Origin of the sequence: Pseudomonas sp. YL2 (genome assembly GCF_023063025.1) — a bacterium.
GTDB lineage: Bacteria > Pseudomonadota > Gammaproteobacteria > Pseudomonadales > Pseudomonadaceae > Aquipseudomonas > Aquipseudomonas putida_A.
This window is the reverse complement of record NZ_JAJSLU010000006.1, coordinates 231,600-250,734: the sequence shown is the minus strand read 5'-3', so window position 1 is coordinate 250,734 and position 19,135 is coordinate 231,600. Positions and strand designations below refer to the sequence as shown.

Annotated in this window: 22 protein-coding genes; 13 read left to right on the top strand and 9 right to left on the bottom strand. The window is 59.7% G+C overall.

From position 1 onward, the window contains the following. Positions 1-12: 12 nt before the first annotated feature. Both LVD08_RS12170 and LVD08_RS12165 read right to left on the bottom strand, forming a co-directional pair. Positions 13-819 carry an MOSC domain-containing protein gene (locus LVD08_RS12170; protein WP_097088280.1) on the bottom strand — a complete coding sequence of 269 codons (807 nt, stop codon included), beginning with the start codon at positions 817-819 and terminating at the stop codon, positions 13-15. 190 nt (positions 820-1,009) lie between these two features. Further along, positions 1,010-1,945, bottom strand: coding sequence for a chemotaxis protein CheV (locus LVD08_RS12165; RefSeq protein ID WP_003226705.1), 936 nt, complete (start codon positions 1,943-1,945; stop codon positions 1,010-1,012). Between the two features lie 455 nt (positions 1,946-2,400). On the opposite strand from LVD08_RS12165, the gene LVD08_RS12160 reads away from it, so the two are divergent. From LVD08_RS12160 to LVD08_RS12150, 3 genes are all read left to right on the top strand, one after another. Beyond that, a complete protein-coding gene (locus tag LVD08_RS12160; RefSeq protein ID WP_027613414.1) occupies positions 2,401-2,871 on the top strand; it encodes a hypothetical protein in 471 nt (156 codons plus the stop codon). A 491-nt stretch (positions 2,872-3,362) separates the two neighbouring features. Beyond that, positions 3,363-4,256 (top strand): sensor histidine kinase, encoded by an 894-nt coding sequence (locus tag LVD08_RS12155; protein ID WP_027613415.1) that lies wholly within the window; start codon positions 3,363-3,365, stop codon positions 4,254-4,256. Beyond that, positions 4,253-4,912 (top strand): response regulator, encoded by a 660-nt coding sequence (locus LVD08_RS12150; RefSeq protein WP_007969079.1) that lies wholly within the window; start codon positions 4,253-4,255, stop codon positions 4,910-4,912. The genes LVD08_RS12155 and LVD08_RS12150 overlap by 4 nt, the downstream gene beginning before the upstream one ends. Here the strand turns inward: LVD08_RS12150 and yegS are convergent. After that, the gene (gene yegS / locus LVD08_RS12145) at positions 4,896-5,813 is read right to left on the bottom strand and encodes a lipid kinase YegS (protein ID WP_247268225.1); all 918 of its coding nucleotides are present in this window, start codon (positions 5,811-5,813) and stop codon (positions 4,896-4,898) included. The genes LVD08_RS12150 and yegS overlap by 17 nt on opposite strands. A gap of 318 nt (positions 5,814-6,131) precedes the next feature. Here yegS and LVD08_RS12140 point away from each other — a divergent pair, with 318 nt between their 5' ends. Then, entirely contained in the window at positions 6,132-6,440 is a 309-nt protein-coding gene (locus LVD08_RS12140) for a hypothetical protein (protein WP_171061883.1), read from the top strand. Positions 6,441-6,497: 57 nt separating this feature from the next. Here LVD08_RS12140 and LVD08_RS12135 read toward each other — a convergent pair whose 3' ends face one another. Next, a complete protein-coding gene (locus LVD08_RS12135) occupies positions 6,498-7,724 on the bottom strand; it encodes a molybdopterin molybdotransferase MoeA (protein WP_247268224.1) in 1,227 nt (408 codons plus the stop codon). Continuing rightward, complete coding sequence (gene moaB, locus LVD08_RS12130; protein ID WP_003226719.1) at positions 7,708-8,247, bottom strand: molybdenum cofactor biosynthesis protein B; 540 nt, start codon at positions 8,245-8,247, stop codon at positions 7,708-7,710. Before moaB ends, LVD08_RS12135 begins: the two co-directional genes overlap by 17 nt. Before the next feature lie 82 nt (positions 8,248-8,329). On the opposite strand from moaB, the gene mobA reads away from it, so the two are divergent. Both mobA and LVD08_RS12120 read left to right on the top strand, forming a co-directional pair. After that, positions 8,330-8,932, top strand: a complete 603-nt coding sequence (mobA, locus tag LVD08_RS12125) for a molybdenum cofactor guanylyltransferase MobA (protein WP_027613419.1) — start codon at positions 8,330-8,332, stop codon at positions 8,930-8,932. Between the two features lie 78 nt (positions 8,933-9,010). Then, a complete protein-coding gene (locus LVD08_RS12120) occupies positions 9,011-9,232 on the top strand; it encodes a YgdI/YgdR family lipoprotein (protein WP_027613420.1) in 222 nt (73 codons plus the stop codon). A gap of 76 nt (positions 9,233-9,308) precedes the next feature. Here the strand turns inward: LVD08_RS12120 and LVD08_RS12115 are convergent, their stop codons facing one another. The 3 genes from LVD08_RS12115 to LVD08_RS12105 all read right to left on the bottom strand — a co-directional run bounded on the left by LVD08_RS12115 (position 9,309) and on the right by LVD08_RS12105 (position 11,002). Then, complete coding sequence (locus tag LVD08_RS12115) at positions 9,309-10,199, bottom strand: pseudouridine synthase (protein ID WP_247268223.1); 891 nt, start codon at positions 10,197-10,199, stop codon at positions 9,309-9,311. An 81-nt stretch (positions 10,200-10,280) separates the two neighbouring features. Continuing rightward, complete coding sequence (locus LVD08_RS12110) at positions 10,281-10,598, bottom strand: transcriptional regulator (RefSeq protein WP_247268222.1); 318 nt, start codon at positions 10,596-10,598, stop codon at positions 10,281-10,283. A gap of 167 nt (positions 10,599-10,765) precedes the next feature. Next, the gene (locus LVD08_RS12105; protein WP_027613422.1) at positions 10,766-11,002 is read right to left on the bottom strand and encodes a glutaredoxin family protein; all 237 of its coding nucleotides are present in this window, start codon (positions 11,000-11,002) and stop codon (positions 10,766-10,768) included. A gap of 201 nt (positions 11,003-11,203) precedes the next feature. Between LVD08_RS12105 and LVD08_RS12100 the strand changes: the two genes are divergently transcribed. After that, positions 11,204-12,916, top strand: coding sequence for a cation:proton antiporter (locus LVD08_RS12100; protein ID WP_097088289.1), 1,713 nt, complete (start codon positions 11,204-11,206; stop codon positions 12,914-12,916). Here LVD08_RS12100 and LVD08_RS12095 read toward each other — a convergent pair. Further along, positions 12,913-14,121, bottom strand: a complete 1,209-nt coding sequence (locus LVD08_RS12095) for an ammonium transporter (protein WP_247268221.1) — start codon at positions 14,119-14,121, stop codon at positions 12,913-12,915. The two genes, LVD08_RS12100 and LVD08_RS12095, sit on opposite strands and share 4 nt — an antisense overlap. Positions 14,122-14,426: 305 nt before the next feature. Between LVD08_RS12095 and LVD08_RS12090 the strand changes: the two genes are divergently transcribed. The 6 genes from LVD08_RS12090 (at position 14,427) to LVD08_RS12065 (ending at position 19,133) form a co-directional block, all read left to right on the top strand. Then, entirely contained in the window at positions 14,427-14,741 is a 315-nt protein-coding gene (locus LVD08_RS12090; protein WP_003226733.1) for a DUF883 family protein, read from the top strand. 2 nt (positions 14,742-14,743) lie between these two features. Next, positions 14,744-15,130: a phage holin family protein gene (locus tag LVD08_RS12085; RefSeq protein ID WP_027613425.1), complete on the top strand. Its 387-nt coding sequence runs from the start codon at positions 14,744-14,746 to the stop codon at positions 15,128-15,130. Then, entirely contained in the window at positions 15,127-15,465 is a 339-nt protein-coding gene (locus tag LVD08_RS12080) for a hypothetical protein (RefSeq protein ID WP_027613426.1), read from the top strand. Before LVD08_RS12085 ends, LVD08_RS12080 begins: the two co-directional genes overlap by 4 nt. 124 nt (positions 15,466-15,589) lie before the next feature. Beyond that, the gene (locus LVD08_RS12075; protein WP_247268220.1) at positions 15,590-16,753 is read left to right on the top strand and encodes an EAL domain-containing protein; all 1,164 of its coding nucleotides are present in this window, start codon (positions 15,590-15,592) and stop codon (positions 16,751-16,753) included. 76 nt (positions 16,754-16,829) lie between these two features. Continuing rightward, a complete protein-coding gene (locus LVD08_RS12070) occupies positions 16,830-18,158 on the top strand; it encodes a deoxyguanosinetriphosphate triphosphohydrolase (RefSeq protein ID WP_003226741.1) in 1,329 nt (442 codons plus the stop codon). Positions 18,159-18,506: 348 nt separating this feature from the next. Then, positions 18,507-19,133, top strand: coding sequence for a response regulator transcription factor (locus LVD08_RS12065; RefSeq protein WP_027613428.1), 627 nt, complete (start codon positions 18,507-18,509; stop codon positions 19,131-19,133). The last annotated feature ends 2 nt before the right edge of the window (positions 19,134-19,135 follow it).

The following is a 19,135-nucleotide window of genomic DNA, read 5'->3' as shown; positions in this document are numbered from 1 at the left end:
TTCTGGCCTCGGTTACTCGAGGATTTCCACCGGCATTCCGACTTCCAGTTGACCATTGCTGTCGTTGACCAAATTTTGCCCGAACATCGCACCATCGGCCTGCGCACGGTATTTCTGCAGGGTTGCCAGCGGTTCGCGATCAGCACTGCGTTCGCCGGTTTGCGGATCGATGGTGGTCAGAATGCAGCGCGAGCAAGGCTTCACCACGCGGAACTCGACGTCACCGATACGAATGCGCTTCCAGCCGTCCTCGGCGAACGCCGCGCTGCCTTCGATCACCAGATTCGGCCGAAAGCGCAGCATCTCCAGCGGCCGTCCGACCTTTTGCACCAGATCCTCAAGTGACGCTTCGCCAATCAGCAACAGCGGGAAACCGTCGGCGAACGCGACCTGATCGTCCTCGCGGCCATAACCGGCCTGCGTCATGCGCGCGCGATCAAGCGGCACCTGCACCAGACGGGTCGGTTTGCCGATGAACTCGCTGACCCAGCGGGCCGCTGCATCACCGGCATCCGGCACGCGCAGGGTGTCACGCCAGATGGTCACACCGCGCAAGTCGGAATCGGCCTCGGGCAATGGCACGTCCAGCGCGGCAAGCCCGGGGGCACTCAGGGTCAGACCGCCCTGCGCATTCCACAGCGCCGACAACTGGCTCATTTTCGCCTCGGCCCGCTGGGTCAGAAAGCGGCCGCTGGCTTCATCCACGAGCATCCAGCGTCGGTCCCCTGCAAGGCCCAGTTTGTCCAGGCCAATCGATTGCAGAATCTCGGGTTTGCCGGATTTCAACGGGTAACGATAAAGCGCGCTCAGACGCAGCATGGCCAGCTCCCTGGTGGGCAAAAAAAGCCACCCTATACGAGCTTTATCGGCGAATCAAAAGAGTTTGTGCAGTGCAAACCTTGTGGGAGCGAGCCCGCTCGCGAAAGCGGAAATTCATTCAACACATGTGTTGACATGGAATCCGCCTTCGCGAGCAGGCTCGCTCCCACAGGAGGCTGAAGCGTCAGGATCAGGCCGGCACTTCATCGAGCATCAGACGCTGACGCACTACATCGACCAGTTTGTCCGGCTGGAATTTGGAGAGGAAGTTGTCGCAACCGACCTTCTTCACCATCGAGTCGTTGAAACTGCCGGACAGTGAAGTGTGCAACACCACGTACAGGCCGCGCAGACGTGGATCGTTGCGGATCTCGGTGGTCAGACGATAGCCATCCATTTCCGGCATCTCCGCGTCGGTGAACACCATCAACAGCTTGTCGGTCATGTTCACGCCGGTATCGGCCCAGGCCTTGAGCATGTTCAGCGCCTTCAGACCGTCGCTGGCGATGTGCATTTTCACCCCGAGCTGGCCGAGGGTGTCACGCAATTGCGAAAGCGCCACGTTGGAGTCGTCCACCAGAAGCACTTCGCGGCCACGGGCACGCTCCAGCACCGGATCATCGAGCTTGTCACGCGAGACCTTGGCGTTGTACGGGACGATTTCGGCGAGGACTTTCTCGACGTCGATGATTTCCACCAGTTGATCGTCAACCTTGCTGATCGCGGTCAGGTAGTGCTGGCGGCCAGCACTGGTCGGCGGCGGCAGAATGGCTTCCCAGTTCATGTTGACGATGCGATCCACGCCACCGACGAGGAAAGCCTGCACCGAACGGTTGTACTCGGTAACGATGATGGTGCTGTTCGGGCCCGGCACCAGCGGGCGCATGCCGATCGCCTGAGACAGATCGATCACCGGCAGCGTCTGCCCACGCAGGTTGACCACGCCGCAGACAAACGGGTGACGCTGTGGCATCAAGGTCAGCTTTGGCAGTTGCAGAACTTCCTGAACCTTGAACACGTTGATCGCGAACAATTGGCGTCCGGCCAGTCGAAACATGAGAATTTCCAGGCGATTCTCACCCACCAGTTGCGTGCGTTGGTCTACCGTGTCGAGAATGCCGGCCATCAATGACTCCTGGGCTTGTTCTGATGAATTCACTACTAAGTGGGGTTATCGGCTGTTTATGGCGATTCTTGATCCCACAAAATTCACCATCAAAATGCCACACACGGGCATTGATGTCACATTAACATCATGGTTTACTGACCCGGTGTTTTCATCTGCTACATCCTCTTCTGGCGCGACCACAGTTTGCGCCACAGGTTCCCGCGCGTAAGGGAATCCCCTAGGAACAATCAGGCCCAACCTGATGTTCGCAATATCCAATAGCCATTAATGTGACGCCATTCTCATTGCATGAACGGAGTCAGGCTATTGTGTGCGATCGCAGGTCAGTGGAACCCCACCCTCTGGAAAACCTCAGCCAGTGCGATTGCACGGTGGGGCGCGATCTCCCGACGATCCACGAACGTCGACACACACGGCATTCCCTCATCAGACATGACGCTGTGGAGATAAGCATGCCAATCGACCGTAAAGACTGGGCGCAACGCTTTCCCGAATTCCTCGTCGAAGCTGAAACACTCCTGGCCAAGTCCGAAGAGTGCCTGAGCCACCTGCAATTGATCAGCAACGACAAAGATGCCATCGACTGCATGCGCAACACCCTGCTCAAGCTGGCGAGCCGGGCTGAAGCGTTGGCACTGGAGGCGATCTCCGAGTTTTCCCTGCATATTCACAGCCTGCTCGACCACGCGCCGGACCATATCGATCTGCACGCACAGGCGCTGAATGCGCTGCAGGACTGTTTCACCCTGATGGCCTGGCAGATTGAACTGGTCGATCACAATACCGGCCAATTGAGCCTGGATGGCAGCGAACAAACCTCACTGATCGAAGCGTTCGCGTTTCAGGTCGGTCAGAGCCAGTTCAAGCCACCGCTCCGGCCTCAGCCGCTTTCGCTGTTGTCTTATTCCGAGCGTCAGGCGTGATCCGCCGCATTCAAAGCGTAAATCCAGGCTGAAGACGGGAATCGCTTAATGTCGCAATTGAATAGTTCATACCTGCCAGCGACAATTCGAATTAAATAATCACACCTGACACCAGCGGATATTCTGCCGCGGCCTCAGGGTTTGCCTGTGTCTGTGTAACGATCAACTTCGAACCGCACGGATCTCTACCAAGCACAATAAAACGACATTTTCCATAATGGAACTCACGTCCAACATGGCGTATTTCCTGACTCATTGGACATATATCGCAAACGCGACCAACGGTATCTTAAGTGGTATTATGCCGACCGTTAGTTGCTTTCAACTAATGGCACAGTGATTCAGCGACTGTCATCCAACGAACTTGATGGTCGAATATCGTTCACTGTACTTCGTTAAAATCAATAACATAATTGACAGCATTTTCAGACAGAGATCCGCCAGCCACCGGCCGGTCTGCCCGTAGCGAACATCCATTGGCTCCATCCGTTATGTACGCCAGCCTCAAGTCAATCATCAAATGGCCACCGTCCCGGGAAAATGCACGCCGGTTCACTCTCATATTGAGTGTCATCGCCGCCGCTGGCAGCCTGCTGACCTACGGATTGTCTGCTCCGCTCTCACTGGGTCTGCTGCTGTTGAATATTGCCGCCACTGCTTGTGTCTGGGTGCAATATCGACTGTCGCGCAAATCGATCAAGTTTCAGCCTCAGGAACTCGCCGACCGTTTGCTGGAAGTCCAGGAAAACGAACGCCACCGTCTCAGCCGTGAACTGCACGACGATATCGGCCAGTTACTGACAGCGGCCAAGCTGCAAAGTGAATGGCTGAAAAAACGCCTGCCAGCCGACTTGCAAGCGCAATGCTCGACACTCTGCGACACCCTTGATGAAACCCTCAACAAGGTGCGCGACGTTTCCGCCATTCTCAATCCCCGCCAACTGACCAGCCTCGGGCTGGAGGCCAGTCTGCGCGCGCACCTGCTCAAGACCCTGGCGAACACCTCGGTGCACTGGAGCCTCGATTGCCAGCAACGGCTCAATGGCATTCCGGAAGAAATGGCGGTCGCTGCCTTTCGCATTGCCCAGGAAGCGGTCACCAACATTCTGCGTCACGCGCAGGCCAGCAATCTGCTGATCCGCGTGCAACGCTTGCCAAAAGGCCTGACGCTGTTGATCAGCGACGACGGCCAAGGCTTTGCGCCTGCCGCGGACCCGGGCCGGGAAGGACAGCGCGGAATGGCCGGGATGGCCGAAAGGATCGAACAGTTGGGCGGCACGCTGAACGTCATCAGCGAGCCGGGCAAAGGCACTCAAATCGAAGCACTATTCCCCTGGGCGCCCCGTGCACTCGAGCGGGCCAGTACGAATAAGGTTATGCGTTGACTTGTAACTTACTTCTGGTGGATGACCACTCGCTGATCAGGGCCGGCGTGCGCGCTCTGGTGCTCGATATTCCCGGTTACGCGGTCGTTGGCGAAGCCAGCGACGGCTCGCAGTTGCTCGAAATGGTCGAGCAACTGGCGCCCGACATCGTGTTGCTGGATATCTCGATGAAGGAAACCGGTGGCCTGGAAGCCTTGCAACGGCTCAAGCGGGTGCGCCCGCAAAGCAAGGTGCTGATTCTCTCGATGCACACCGATCCGGCGCTGATCATGCAGGCGCTGGAGTCCGGCGCGCACGGTTACCTGCTCAAGGACACCACGGCCACCGAGCTTGAACACGCCCTCGAAGCCTTGCGTAACAACGAGCGCTACCTGAGCCCGGCCATCGCCCACACCGTGATCAACCAGGCGCTGACCCGTACGCAGAAAAACCAGCCGGAAGTGGCCGACTCGCACAATCTGACGGCACGCCAGCTGGAAATCCTGCGGTTGATCGTACGCGGCAAATCCACTCGGGAGATCGCCAACGGCCTAGGGCTGAGCATCAAGACCGTCGAAACCCACCGCTCGCAGATCATGAAACGCCTGCAGATCTACGACGTGGCGGGTCTGGTGTTGTTCGCGGTGCGTGAACAGATCATCAGTCTGGACGACTGATCGAACCCGCGCCGCCCAACAGCGGCGAATGCTCCGGCAAATGCACCTGCAAGGCGGCGGGGCGCGCCTCGAAACGCAGGCTGTCGCCCTCCAGCGGCTCGCCGTCAAGGTTGATGCTCAGCCCCTCGGCGACCTTGATTTCGACCCAGGGCAAACGGGCCCGGACAAACATATTGTCGAGGCCGAAGCCGTCGCTGAGCAGGCTCTTCAGCGTGCCCACCAACTCCTGTGGTGCTGGCAGAATACTGATGTCCAATAGACCATCGTCCGCCAGTGCCTGCGGGCACAAGACGTGTCCGCCGCCTGCCTGACGACCGTTGCCGATGCCCAATGCGAGCAGCTCGCCGCTCCAGTGAAAGTCCGGCCCTTGCAGTTCACCGTAAGCCGCGTGCAGCTCACTGAAGCGCGACAAACCGGTGAACAGATAAGCGGCCCCGCCGAGCACTTTTTTCAGATCTTCAGAGGTATTGGCCGTGACCTGGCTGCCGAAACCACCCGTCGCCATGTTCAGGAAAATCTGCCCACCGACTTCGCCCAGGTCAATCTTGCGCGGTGGCACGTCCAGCATTTCCAGTGCTTCGGCCGGCTCCAGCGGGATCCCCGCCGCGCGGGAAAAATCGTTAGCCGTTCCTAGCGGCAACAGCACCAGACTGGCCTCGTCCGGATGCGCGGCAAGCGCTTCAGCGATATCGCGCAACGTGCCATCTCCGCCTCCGGCGATGATCTTCCGAAAGCCACTCGCCAGTGCTTCTTCCACCAGACGCTGAGCGTCACCGGCCTCCCAGGTCAGCCGTACGGCCAATTCCCAGCCCTGCTTGCGTTTGCCTTCGACGGCGGCGCGAACCGCCTCATTGAGTGCCTGCTTGCCATGCAGAATCAACAGCGCCCTGCGTTCACTCATTACGGTCACTCCCCAAGATTGAATCGGTATGAAACATCTTGACCACTGGTGCAGGCAAAAAAGCCATGGGAACACCATTTAATTCAAGCGACTGACCTGTTGCGTCCTACGCGACGGTATTTTTTCTTACAACATGTGAGGAATCGGCTCAATTGACCGGACACGATCCTTGATTCACCTTGTGCAGGTGGTATCAATTTTCGATTCAACAACACAAGGATGTGCAGGTAATGATTGGATACACCCTCGGAGCTGGTGGCAGTCTGGATGACGGGAAGGCCGGTGCGCTTACACTTGAAACAGCCGATGGACATTTCCATGCCAAGCCATGAAGCCAGAATTGCAAATAGTCCGGTTGCCCCTCTGGACGAAAGTCGCGCCAGTCACAAATCCGATTTCAGAAAGAACGCCAGAACCGCTGGAGAAGTTGATATGGAACCGCGCGTGACCGAACTGGAAACCCACCTCAAATACATTCGTCGGGATATGGACGAAGTTCGCGGGGATGTAAAGACCATCAAGCACCGTCTCGCCTATTCGGCGGGTGCGACGGCGGTGGTCCTGGGACTGCTGGGATGGGTTGCCAACAGCCGGTTCGATCAGTTGGTCACACTGATGAGCCATTGACAGAGGAATGCAGGCATCGACGCGGTATCGGTCGAGCCTGCAATTACCGGAAGCGGATCAGCCGAGCAGGTCGCTCAGGGGAATGAACCCGACCTCATCGCCTTCTACCAGCGTGCGGCCTTCCAGCACCTCTACCAGACCATCCGCCCAGGCCGCGCTGCGCAGCACACCGGAGCTTTGATTGCGGTAGATGATCGCCCGCCCCTGCTCGAGACGACCGCGCAGGTATTCGCGCCGATTGCCGGCCACAGGCCAGACAAAACCTGCCGGAATCGTAAACTTCAGGGGTTCGACATCCTGTACGCCCTGACGCCGCAACAAGTAGGGCCGCGTGAGCAGAGCAAAGGTCACCAGCGTCGAAGCGGGGTTGCCCGGCAGACCGATGACCGGCACCTTGCGAAAATGGCCAACTGTCAGCGGCTTGCCCGGTTTAATGGCCAGTTTCCACAGCGCCAGCTCGCCCTCTTCCCGCAATGCGATGCCAAGAAAATCCGCTTCACCGACCGACACGCCTCCGGTCGAGAGAATCAGGTCGACACCCTGCAAGTCGCCAAGGCGCGCCCGCGTGGTCGCCAGATCGTCCGGAAGAATACCGGCATCAATCACTTCACAACCCAGGCGCTGCAGCCAGCTGCACAACACCACCCGATTACTGTTGTAGATCTGCCCCGGCCCCAGCGGCCGGCCCGGCTCGACCAGCTCATCGCCGGTGGACAGCACCGCCACTCGGACCTTGCGTACCACATTCAACCCGGCACACCCCAGCGACGCCGCCAGACCTTGTTCGATCGGTCCCAGCCGGGTACCTGCCGCCAGAATCAACTCACCCACGGTGGTTTCCTGGCCTTGCGGGCGAATGTTCTGGCCGACGCTCATGGTTTCGATGAAACGCACGCTGCCGTCGTCCTGAACTTCGGCGTTCTCCTGCATTTCCACGCAATCGGCCCCGGCTGGTACTGGCGCACCGGTGAAGATCCGCGCACAGGTACCGGGTTTCAACGGCTCTGGCGCTTGCCCGGCGAAGACTTTCTGGCTGACCGGCAGCGGTGCACCAGTCCAGTCCGCCAGATTCAGGGCATAACCATCCATGGCGCTATTTGGCCAGGGTGGCAGGTCCAGGGTCGAAACCAGGTCCTCGGCGAGCACCCGCCCCTCGACTTCGGCCAAGGGCAGAAACTCGCGTTCGACAATCGGCGAGGCTTCAGCCATTTCCAGCAGGCGGGCCAACGCTTGCTCGACAGGCATCAGGCTGCCGGTCTTGCCCGGCTTACCCACGGGATTCACAGGGCGCCGCCTGTTTCAGGTGAGGGACGAAGTTGCACGGACGGTGCCGCGAATCCAGCTGTTCGGCGAGAATGCCGTCCCAACCGGTGCGCACCGCATTGGTCGAACCTGGCAGGCAGCACACCAGTGTGCCATTGGCCAGGCCGGCCAGTGCCCGCGACTGCACGGTCGAAGTACCGATATCGGCCACCGAGATCTGGCGGAACAGTTCACCGAAGCCGTCAACCTGCTTGTCGAGCAGACAAGCCACGGCTTCAGGCGTGCTGTCACGCCCGGTGAAACCAGTGCCGCCGGTAATCAACACGACCTGCACGACGTCCTCGGCAATCCAGTGGGCAACTTGCGCGCGGATCTTGTACAGGTCATCTTTGAGCAGGACCCGTTCGGCCAAGCGGTGACCGGCAGCAGTCAGGCGGTCGACGAAGACCTGGCCTGAGGTGTCGGTTTCCAGGGTTCGGGTATCGCTGACAGTCAGCACCGCAATGTTCAGCGGCGCAAAAGGTACATCGGCCTTGGCTTTCATTAGGCTCGTCCAGTTGTAGGAGAAACAGCCCGGTGTTATATCACAGCGCCTGAATTTTTCGCCGCCCCGCTGGAGAGCTGCCATGACCTCGAATACGCCATTGCCCCCCTGCTCCATTCTGCTCCTGGCAGGCGGACGCGGCCAGCGCATGGGCGGCCAGGACAAAGGGCTGGTCGAATGGCAGGGTGAGCCGCTGATTGCGCATTTGCAGCGCAAGGTCCGACCGCTGACTGACGATCTGATCATCTCCTGCAATCGCAATCACGAGCGTTATGCCGCCTACGCCGATCAATTGGTCAGCGATGAGCAAGGCGATTTTCCTGGTCCGCTGGCCGGCATCCTCGCCGGACTCAAGGTCGCCCGCCGTCCACACCTGCTGGTCTTGCCCTGCGATGTGCCGCGAATCGACGCCGCGCTGTTGCAGGACATGCGTGAAACCGCCGGCCGGTTTCCTGAAAAACCTTTAATGTTGCGTCACGACGACCACTGGGAACCCCTGCTGTGTGTAATTCCCGTCGCCCTGTTGCCCGCCTTCGAAACCGCGTGGAACGCCGGTGAACGCAGCCCCGGCCGGGTCATGCGCAATCTCGGCGCGACTGCCCTGCAATGCCCGGACAATGACCCGCGACTGGCCAACCTGAACACCCCCGAACTGTTAAATACGCACAACACTGTGTCAGACTGACAGCATTCAAGGAACTCTCACGCCTTGTATACGTCTCAAGCTCAGTAACCAAAAGTATTCCCATTCGGAGACACACCCATGACTCAACGGACCCTCGCCACTTTCATGCTCGCACTGGGCCTGGCTACCCTCGCTGGTTGCTCCTCGCCAACAGTGCTCACCTTGAATGACGGTCGCGAAATCCAGGCCGTCGACACCCCGAAATACGATGAAGATTCGGGCTTCTACGAGTTCAAGCAACTGGACGGCAAAGAGACCCGCATCAACAAGGATCAGGTTCGTACCGTTAAAGAGCTGTAAGCTTTACGTCGATACCGGATACAGAAAAGCCCGCATCAATGCGGGCTTTTTCATGGGCACGGGAAAGTGCCTGGCATCACCACTGCAGGGTGATCCGGCTCTCGAATTCACGATCCTCGCCCGTCACCGGATCGACAAACCGCAGCCCTTGCGCCAGCAGCTTGAGCGGATTGGCGTAATCGTCCTCAACGTCTTTCAGCACCTCCGGGTAAAACGGATCATTGCAGATACTCGCTCCCAGCGCGGTCATGTGTACCCGCAACTGATGCTTCTTGCCGGTCACCGGGTAAAGGCCATAGCGCCACAGATCACCGTTCTTTTCCCGGACTTCCACCGCTGTTTCCGTATTGGCAACGCCTGGCCCTTCCTGCATGCGGAAGAACGGTTCGCCATCGATCAGACGGCTTTTGTGTACCAGGGGAAATTCCAGCTCCGGAAGCGCACGGGCAATCGCCTCATAGCGTTTATCGATCTGCCGCGTAGGGAACAGCGACTGATAAGCGGAGCGGGTTTGTGGGTTAGCCGAAAAGATCACCAAGCCTGCCGTGTGCCGGTCAATGCGGTGCAGTGGCACCAGATGCGGATTATCGAGGCGGCGGATCAGACGACGCAGCAACGTCTGTTCGACGTACTCGCCGGCCGGCGTCACCGGCAGGAAGTGCGGCTTGTCCGCCACCACCAGATGTTCGTCCGCATACAGGATCGACTCGACCACCGGGATCGGTTTTTCATCCGGCACTTCACGGAAGTAGTGAATACGCAGGCCTTCCTTGTACGGCAGATCCAGCGCAATCGGCTGTCCCTGCCCATCCAGTACCCGGCCCCGGGCGATCCGGTCCAGCCATTGCTCGCGACTGATCGCACTGAAATGCTCACACAGGCAATCAAGGACGGTAGGCCAACTCCCCGGAGGAAGGTAAAGGGTGCTGGCCTGATTCTGCGCAGCGGAAAACGTTGGTGTGGACATACGGAAATTCGAACCCTCAATGCAGGTCGGCATTATCCAACACTGAGCGATACGAACCTAGCGCCGATTCCACCGCCCGCTTCAGGCCGGGATCGACTTGAGCGCGGCGGCTTCGGTGAATTCCTTGAGCCAGCGCAGCTCATCGACCGCCTCCCAGCGCCCCGGGTCATACAAGGCGTACAGCAAGCCCTGATAACCGACCACATCCAGTTGCTTGTGATAACCGGCACGCTGGAACAGCGCCTCGATCTCGGCAAAACAGGTGTTGAAATGCAATTTGTTGAAAGGGGTCTTGCCCTCCGTGACCAGCCCGTCCAGGCGCAACTCGAGGACGGCCTCGCGCACCACGTCAACCGACATCCGGTTCACGCTGTTTTTCAACTGTTCGACATTGACCACGGTTCGTCCCTCTGACTGCCGGATTCACCTGCTCAAGTCATCAAAAGCAGCAGGCCCATCCAATTACTGTATGCACATACAGTAACCGAATAATCCGTAAAGCGCCAAGGGAAGGATGCGCGGTCGCGACCGGCGGAAAGCCATGTCGCGTCAACGAAGAAACAGGCTCAGCGCAGGAAGGCCACCACCTGATCGGCACTGAAAGGCCAGCTCAGCTCCGCGCCGGTGTCAATTCGGCGCAGTACCGGAATTCGCAGGCTGTAAGCCTCGAACCAGGATTCATCGTCAGCAATATCCACCAGTTCGACCAGCAGACCGTGCTCGACAAAAGGCATCAACTCGGCCTCTGCCACCTCACACAAATGGCATCCCAAGGTGCCGAACAACTGACATTCAGGAGGCATGATCGCTCAACCGGAAAAATGAGCATTCATTCTAGGCCTGCCTCGAAAACCCGTCGAGCCGCTGCCGCCCAAAGGCCCGAGCACGGCAACCAGTACGCAAAACCCTGACGCAAATCAGTCCAGAGAAAAGCCAATCAGGCCATGCTCCCGGGCTTTTTGCCTCTACGCTTGAGAAGCCTGAGCCTGACATCGGAGTGCCTTGTGTTTGCCAACCTGCTGATCATCCTCGCCTCATCCCTGGTGATGATTGCCCTGTTTCGCCGCCTGCGCTTGCCGCCGGTGCTGGGCTATCTGTGCGTGGGCCTGATGGTGGGGCCGACCGCGTTCAACTGGGTCAACGAGAGCGAGCACCTGCCGGACGTGGCCGAGTTGGGCGTGGTGTTTCTGCTGTTTTCGCTGGGCCTGGAGTTTTCCCTGTCGAAAATGATCGCGCTGCGCCAGGTGGTGTTTCGCCTGGGCAGCCAGCAAGTGTTGCTCAGCACGGCCTTACTGGGAATGGTGCTGATCGTGCTGGGCATGCCGGCGACCCCGGCCCTGCTGCTTGGCGCCGGGCTGTCGTTGTCGTCAACGGCGATTGTCACCAAGGAGTTGAGCAGCCTGGGCGAGGTGTTCAGCAGTCACGGGCAAAACGCGGTCGGGGTCCTGCTGTTTCAGGACGTGGTGGCGGTGTTATTGCTGACCCTGGTGCCGGTGTTCGCCGGAAGCAGTACGCAAGCCTGGTACTGGGCCTTGCCGCTGACGCTGGTGAAGACCGTGGTGCTGTTTTTCGGTCTGTTGCTGGCCAGCCGCTGGTTGCTGCCACGACTGTTCCACGAAGTGGCGGCCTCGCGCTCGGCGGAATTGTTCGTCCTGCTGGCGCTGGTGATTGTGCTGCTGACCGCCTGGCTGACGCACCTGCTGGGCCTGTCCCCTGCCCTCGGCGCATTTCTCGCCGGCATGCTGCTGGGCGAGAGCCACTATCGCCATCAGATCGAAGCCGATATCCGGCCGTTTCGCGACATCCTGCTCGGGGTGTTTTTCGTCAGCATCGGCATGCTGATCGACCTGCAACTGTTCGTCAGCCACAGCCTGTTGATTCTCGGCCTTACCCTCGGCCTGATGCTGATCAAAGGCACAATCGTCGCGCTTTTGGTGAAGTGGCGCGGCAGCGATCACGAAACTGCCTGGCGCAGCGGCCTGGCCCTGGCGCAAGGCGGGGAATTCTGCTTTGCGTTGATGGCGCAGATGCAGCAAAACCGCATGCTGCCTGACGAGCTGGGCGGTCTGCTGCTGGCAGCGACGTTCTGCTCGATGTTGCTGACCCCGCTGTTGTTGCGCGGGGCACCGAAAATTGCCCTGCGCCTGCATCGCAAGCCGAATCAGGAGGCGCAAATCGAGGAGATCAGTGCGCTCAACGCCGACCTCGACCAGCATGTGGTGATTTGCGGCTACGGGCGGGTTGGCCAGTCCATCGGCCGTTTCATGCGCAATGCCAATCAACCTTACATCGCGTTGGACAACGATCCGGTGCGCGTGCAGGAAGCCGCGTCCGAGGAAAGTGATGTGCATTATGGCGACTCATCGCGCGGTGACTTGCTGACGGCCATCGGATTGTTGCGCGCGAAACTGCTGGTGATCGCCGTGGATCAGAGCGATGTCAGCCTGCGAATTCTCAAGGAAGCGCGCCGGCTCAATGCGCGGATACCGATTCTGGTGCGCACCCGCGACGACAGCCAATGGGCGGAGCTGAAGGCTGCCGGCGCCACCGAAGTGGTGCCGGAGCTATTGGAGTCGAGCCTGATGCTCGCCTCCCACGCCTTGATCATGCTCGGTCTGCCAGCTCATCAGGTACAGGAGAAAGTCGACCAGGTGCGCATCAATCGCTATCGCCTGTTGCATGGCTTTTACCCCGGCACCGACGACAAGGAAACTTAGTCCTGACTGACCGCGCCGATCTTGTGCAGCGACAGGTCGGCGCCGTAATACTCTTGTTCCTGACTCAGGCGCAGGCCGTGCAAGGCCTTGATCACGCCGTAAACGGCGAATCCGCCGAGCAATGCGACCACCACACCGAGCGCAGTGCCGATCAACTGACTGATCAGGCTGACGCCACCGAGGCCACCCAGCGCAGTCTGGCCGAAGATGCCGCAGGCGATCCCGCCCCACACCCCGCACAAACCGTGCAACGGCCAGACACCGAGTACATCGTCGATACGCCATTTGACTTGCGCGGCGGTAAAGCACCAGACAAACAGTGCACCGGCAATCGCGCCGGTCACCAGCGCACCCACCGGGTGCATCAGGTCGGAACCGGCGCAGATCGCCACCAGCCCGGCCAACGGACCGTTGTGCAGGAAGCCCGGGTCATTGCGCCCGACGATCAGCGCCGCCACCGTGCCGCCGACCATGGCCATCAGCGAGTTGACCGCCACCAGACCGCTGACGCCCTGCAAGGTCTGCGCGCTCATCACGTTGAAGCCGAACCAGCCGACAATCAGAATCCACGAACCCAGCGCCAGAAAAGGAATGCTCGACGGTGCGAACGCCACCAGACGCCCTTCGCGATAACGGCCATTGCGCGGGCCGAGCAGCAAAACCGCCGCCAGTGCCAGCCAGCCGCCCATGGCGTGCACCACCACCGATCCGGCGAAATCATGGAACGCCGCGCCAAAACGTGCCGTCAGCCAGGCCTGCAGACCGAAGTTGCCGTTCCAGACCATGCCCTCGAAAAACGGGTAGATGAACGCCACGATCAGCGCCGTTGCACACAACTGCGGAGCGAAGCGCGCGCGCTCGGCAATCCCGCCGGAGATGATCGCCGGAATCGCCGCAGCAAACGTCAGCAGGAAGAAAAACTTCACCAGCCCATATCCGTGATCGGCACTCAGCACCGCCGCCGGTTGCATGAAGGTCACCCCGTAGGAGATCCAATAGCCTATAAAGAAATAGGCCAGGGTCGAAACGGCAAAGTCGCTGAGGATCTTCGACAGTGCGTTGACCTGGTTTTTCTGGCGCACCGTGCCGACTTCAAGGAAGGCGAAACCGGCGTGCATCGCCAGCACCATCACCGCACCGATCAGAATGAACAACGTGTTGGAGCTGTGAACCAGCGTGTCCACAGCGCTTTGCAGATTTTCCATAAAGAGGCAGACCTGAAGGCTAAAAAGGCACCAAAGCGGTTCGCGCGGACAATTCATGCACCAAGTTGCGACCGGTCGGTCTGCGCAATGAAGCTGCGATGAACCGGTTTGGCGCACAAGGTCGATGTCCTGACACGAACCAGGATTATTTGAGTTAAGGTTTTGCTGCATGTACGCCCGCCAACAGCGCACGGCGGCAGCAGAACGCACCACGACATAGCAAAAGCTGTACCAGTCATTTGTACTGAACCTTCGCGCAAGGCTCATACTCGAACGCTTCAGACGTCACTTACGGAGATCCACCCATGGCCAGCATCAAGGCAAAGACTGCTCAAGAAATCCTGATGAACGACTTCCAGACTCTGGTCGCCGACACCGAGCGGCTGCTCGAACACACCGCGTCCCTGGCGGGCGATCAGGCCGATGAGCTGCGTGATCAGATCCACGACAGCCTGCTGCGCGCCCGGGAAACCCTGAAGCTGACCGAAGACACCCTGCGTGATCGCGGCCAGGCTGCCGTCACCGCCACCGAAGATTATGTGTCGGCCAACCCTTGGCAATCAGTGGGTATCGCCGCCGGGGTGGGATTTCTGATTGGCCTGCTGGCCACTCGGCGCTGATCATGTCGATCGGCGAATCCGGCCTGGGGTCGGGCACCTCCTCTTCCACGCGGCGTCTGGGCGCCGCTGTTCTCGGCTTGCTGCACAGCCATGTCGAACTGTTCGGCATTGAATTGCAGGAGCAGAAATCACGCACCGTCAGCCTGTTGCTGTTCGCAGGGCTGGCGCTGGTGTTTGCCCTGCTGTTGCTGGTGGGTCTGTCGACGCTGGTGCTGATCGTGTTCTGGGATACCTATCGTCTGGCAGCGATCATCGGCCTGTGCGTGTTCTACACCCTGGCGGCTGCTTTCTGCGGGCTGCGTCTCAAGGCAGCAGTCTTCGATGAATCCTCGCCCTTCCACGGCACGCTGGAAGAATTGGCCAATGATCGGGAGCGCCTGCTGCCATGAGCCTGCCTGAACTGCCACACAACAGCTCGCGCCGGGAAATGCGCAAGGCGCTGATCCGCCTGCGCATGGAAATGCATCGTCAGGAAATCCGCCACGAAGCCGGGCAAGTGCTGCAGCCCTTGCAGCGCATGCGCGGCATGACGCAAAACCTGCAAGGCGGCTTCGGCATCAAGCACGCGCCGCTTTGGGGCGTGGCCGCCGTCACCCTGCTGGGCTTCATCACCGGCAAAGGCGCAAAAAGCGGCGGTGTTGGCGGGCTGACCCGGCTGATACGGCTGGGCACCAGCCTCGGGCCATTGATCAAACTGGTCATGCAGAGTTCGGGCAAACGCTAAGCCGATGCATCTGGCTACATTCTTGCAATATCCGCGGGATGAACCTCTTTACCCGGAGGTTCAATCCCGCGCGCCTACCCGGTCGGCGGGGTTCATCCAGAACAAGAACGACTAAGGAGGCCCCGTGATCGACGGGCAACCGCTCGCCTGCTTTCAACCTTTCATCGATACCGCCACCGGACGTATTGCAGGCGTCGAAGCATTGGGTCGCCTGCGCCAGCCTGACGGCCAACTGGCCTCGGTCGGGCCGTTGTTTGCCGACCCACGCACACCCGCCATCGCTCTGCGCCGGCTCGACCGGCAGATCCGCGACAACGCCCTGAGCCGACTGCATGAAGCCCCCGCCGAGTGGTTTCTCAGCCTGAACATGTCGCCGCGCTGGATCAGTCGCCTGCGCGCCGATCAACCGCTGCCCAGCCTCAAGCAGATGCTGCGCCACGGCGTCGATCCGCAACGCATCGTGTTCGAGATCACTGAATTGGGTGGCAACAGTCAGCGTCTGGCCGAGGTGGTGGCGCGCTATCGCGAGGCCGGAGCGCGGATCGCCATCGATGACTTCGGCGCTGGTTACTCGCAGCTTGATCGGGTACTGGCGTTGCAGCCGGACATTCTCAAACTCGACATGCGCCTGTTTCAGGCTGCCGCACTGGGCGGGCCGAGCAGTGACGTGGTCAAGGCACTGGCGCAAATGGCCGAGAAGACCGGCTGCTGGATCATCGCCGAAGGCGTGGAAACCGAGGCCCAGCTCAATTTCGCCCTGGAATGCGGTTCGCGCTACGTTCAGGGTTTCCTGTTCGCCCGGGCGCAGGAGGCGTTTTATCCGACCGACGCCTTCGTGCAGCGCTTCGCCGAACTGCGCCAGCGTTACGTGCGGCAGAAACTGGCCGAACGCGGGCGCCTGATGCAGATGCGCCAGCAACTCGGCGAACTGATGGCGATCCTCCAGAGCTGGGCTAAGGCCCACGCGCCGCTGAGTGCGCTGCCGCAACTGGAAGCCTTCCCGTGGTTGCTGCGGTTCTACCAATGCGACCGTCACGGCACCCAACTCACGCCCAACCTCGAATGGCGCAACAACGGCTGGGTCGCCGACAACCGCTACCTGGGGCACAACTGGTCATGGCGTCCGTACTTCTATCATCTGCTCGCCGAAGGCTGGGAAGAGCGACGCCTGACCCTGTCCAGCACCTACCGCGATGCCACCAGCAACCAGTATTGCCTGACCGCCGGGCAGTTCTTCGATAACGGCGAGCGCCTGCTGCTGATCGATATTGATGCCGCGGGCTTGTAGTTCCGCTTGCAGGTGTGTGGCTGAACCGGGAAGCTAGGGCAACAGTCATCCCAGTCACCGACGGAGAGAACCAGCCTTGGATTGGCAGACCCTGCTCAACCGCGAACGCCTTGGAAAACCGCTGCACAGCCCGCAAGAGCTGGGCCGCAGCCCGTTCCACAAAGACCACGACCGCATCATCTTCTCCGGTGCCTTCCGCCGTCTGGGCCGCAAGACCCAGGTGCATCCGGTGTCGAGTAACGACCACATCCACACCCGGCTGACCCACTCGCTGGAAGTCAGCTGCGTCGGGCGCTCGCTGGGCATGCGCGTCGGTGAAACCTTGCGCAGCGCCCTGCCCGACTGGTGCGACCCGAGCGACCTGGGCATGGTCGTGCAATCGGCCTGCCTGGCCCATGACATCGGCAATCCGCCGTTCGGCCACTCCGGTGAAGACGCGATTCGTCACTGGTTCCAGCAGGCAGCCGGGCGCGGCTGGCTCGACGGCATGAGCGAAGCCGAGCGCGGTGACTTCCTCAATTTCGAAGGCAACGCGCAAGGCTTCCGGGTGCTGACTCAGCTGGAGTATCACCAGTTCGACGGCGGTACCCGCCTCACCTACGCCACCCTCGGCACCTATCTGAAGTACCCGTGGACCGCACGTCACGCCGACTCGCTGGGCTACAAGAAACACAAATTCGGCTGCTATCAGAGCGAACTGCCGCTGCTGGAGCAGATCGCCCACAAGCTCGGTCTGCCGCAACTGGAAGACCAGCGCTGGGCGCGCCACCCATTGGTGTACCTGATGGAGGCTGCCGACGACATCTGCTACGCGCTGATCGACCTCGAAGACGGCCTGGAAATGGAGCTGCTGGAGTACGCGGAAGTCGAATCGCTGCTGCTCGGTCTGGTGGGAGACGATCTGCCGGAAACCTATCGCCAGCTCGGCCCGCAGGATTCGCGTCGACGCAAACTGGCGATCCTGCGCGGCAAGGCCATCGAGCACCTGACCAACGCCGCTGCCCGGGCATTCGTCGAGCAACAGGATGCGCTGCTGGCCGGCACCCTGCACGGCGACCTGGTGGAACACATGCACGGCCCGGCCAAACGCTGCGTACTCAACGCCAAGGACATCGCCCGCAAGAAAATCTTCCAGGACAAGCGCAAGACGCTGCATGAAATCGGCGCCTACACCACTCTGGAAATCCTCCTCAACGCGTTCTGCGGCGCGGCCCTGGAGCAACATGGCGGCCGCACGCCGTCGTTCAAGAGCCGCCGGATCCTCGATCTGCTGGGCAACAATGCGCCGGATCCCCATGGCCCGCTGCACACCTCGTTCCTGCGCATGATCGACTTCATCGCCGGGATGACCGACAGCTACGCCAGTGACATGGCGCTGGAAATGACCGGGCGTTCCAGCCACTGACAGAAAAAATTGCTCAACCGGGTCAGGCAACTGCCCGGATGAGCAATACCTCGATTGAACCGGTTCTGTGGTCTCAGGCAAACGGATCGACTGAAAGGTAAATCCGTTTAACAGCCAACTACGCAAACAAAACCTTGTTTATTCAAGGCTCGACAAGCAACTTAAAACATTCAGATAAACAAATCAGCACAACACTTCCTTACGCGACACAGAGTTTGGTCGTAGTCGGTTTCCTTTTAGTGCGTAGGACTTATCCTATATTGCCGCAACAGCCACGGGAGTTCATGCGGCAGCTCATTTATCTGAGCTAAGGTGCGCCCTTTATTCGCGCACGTATGGGATTTGATTATGAACTCCGTTTTTATTGTCGATGATCACCCCGTCATCCGACTTGCCGTTCGAATGCTGCTCGAGCATGAAGGTTACAAGGTCGTCGGCGAAACCGATAACGGGGTCGATGCCATGCAAATGGTCCGCGAATGCATGCCCGACCTGATCATCCTTGATATCAGCATACCCAAACTCGACGGCCTGGAAGTTCTCGCCCGGTTCAACGCCATGGGCACCCCGCTCAAAACCCTGGTACTGACGGCGCAATGCCCGACGCTGTTCGGCATTCGCTGCATGCAGTCCGGTGCATCCGGTTATGTCTGCAAAGAGGAAGACTTGAGTGAACTGGTCAGTGCGATCAAGGCGGTACTTTCCGGTTACAACTATTTCCCCAGCCAGGCATTGAATCCGGTACGCCTCGACGACGTGCGTTACGCCGAACTGGAGTTATTCAAATCCGTCAACGACCGCGAGCTGATGGTCCTGCAATTATTTGCCCAGGGACGCACCAACAAGGAAATAGCCAAGGGCATGTTTCTCAGTAACAAGACAGTCAGTACCTACAAAAAACGCCTGATGCAAAAACTCAAGGCCAGATCTCTGGTGGAACTGATCGAGATGGCCAAACGCAACGCGCTAGTGTGAGA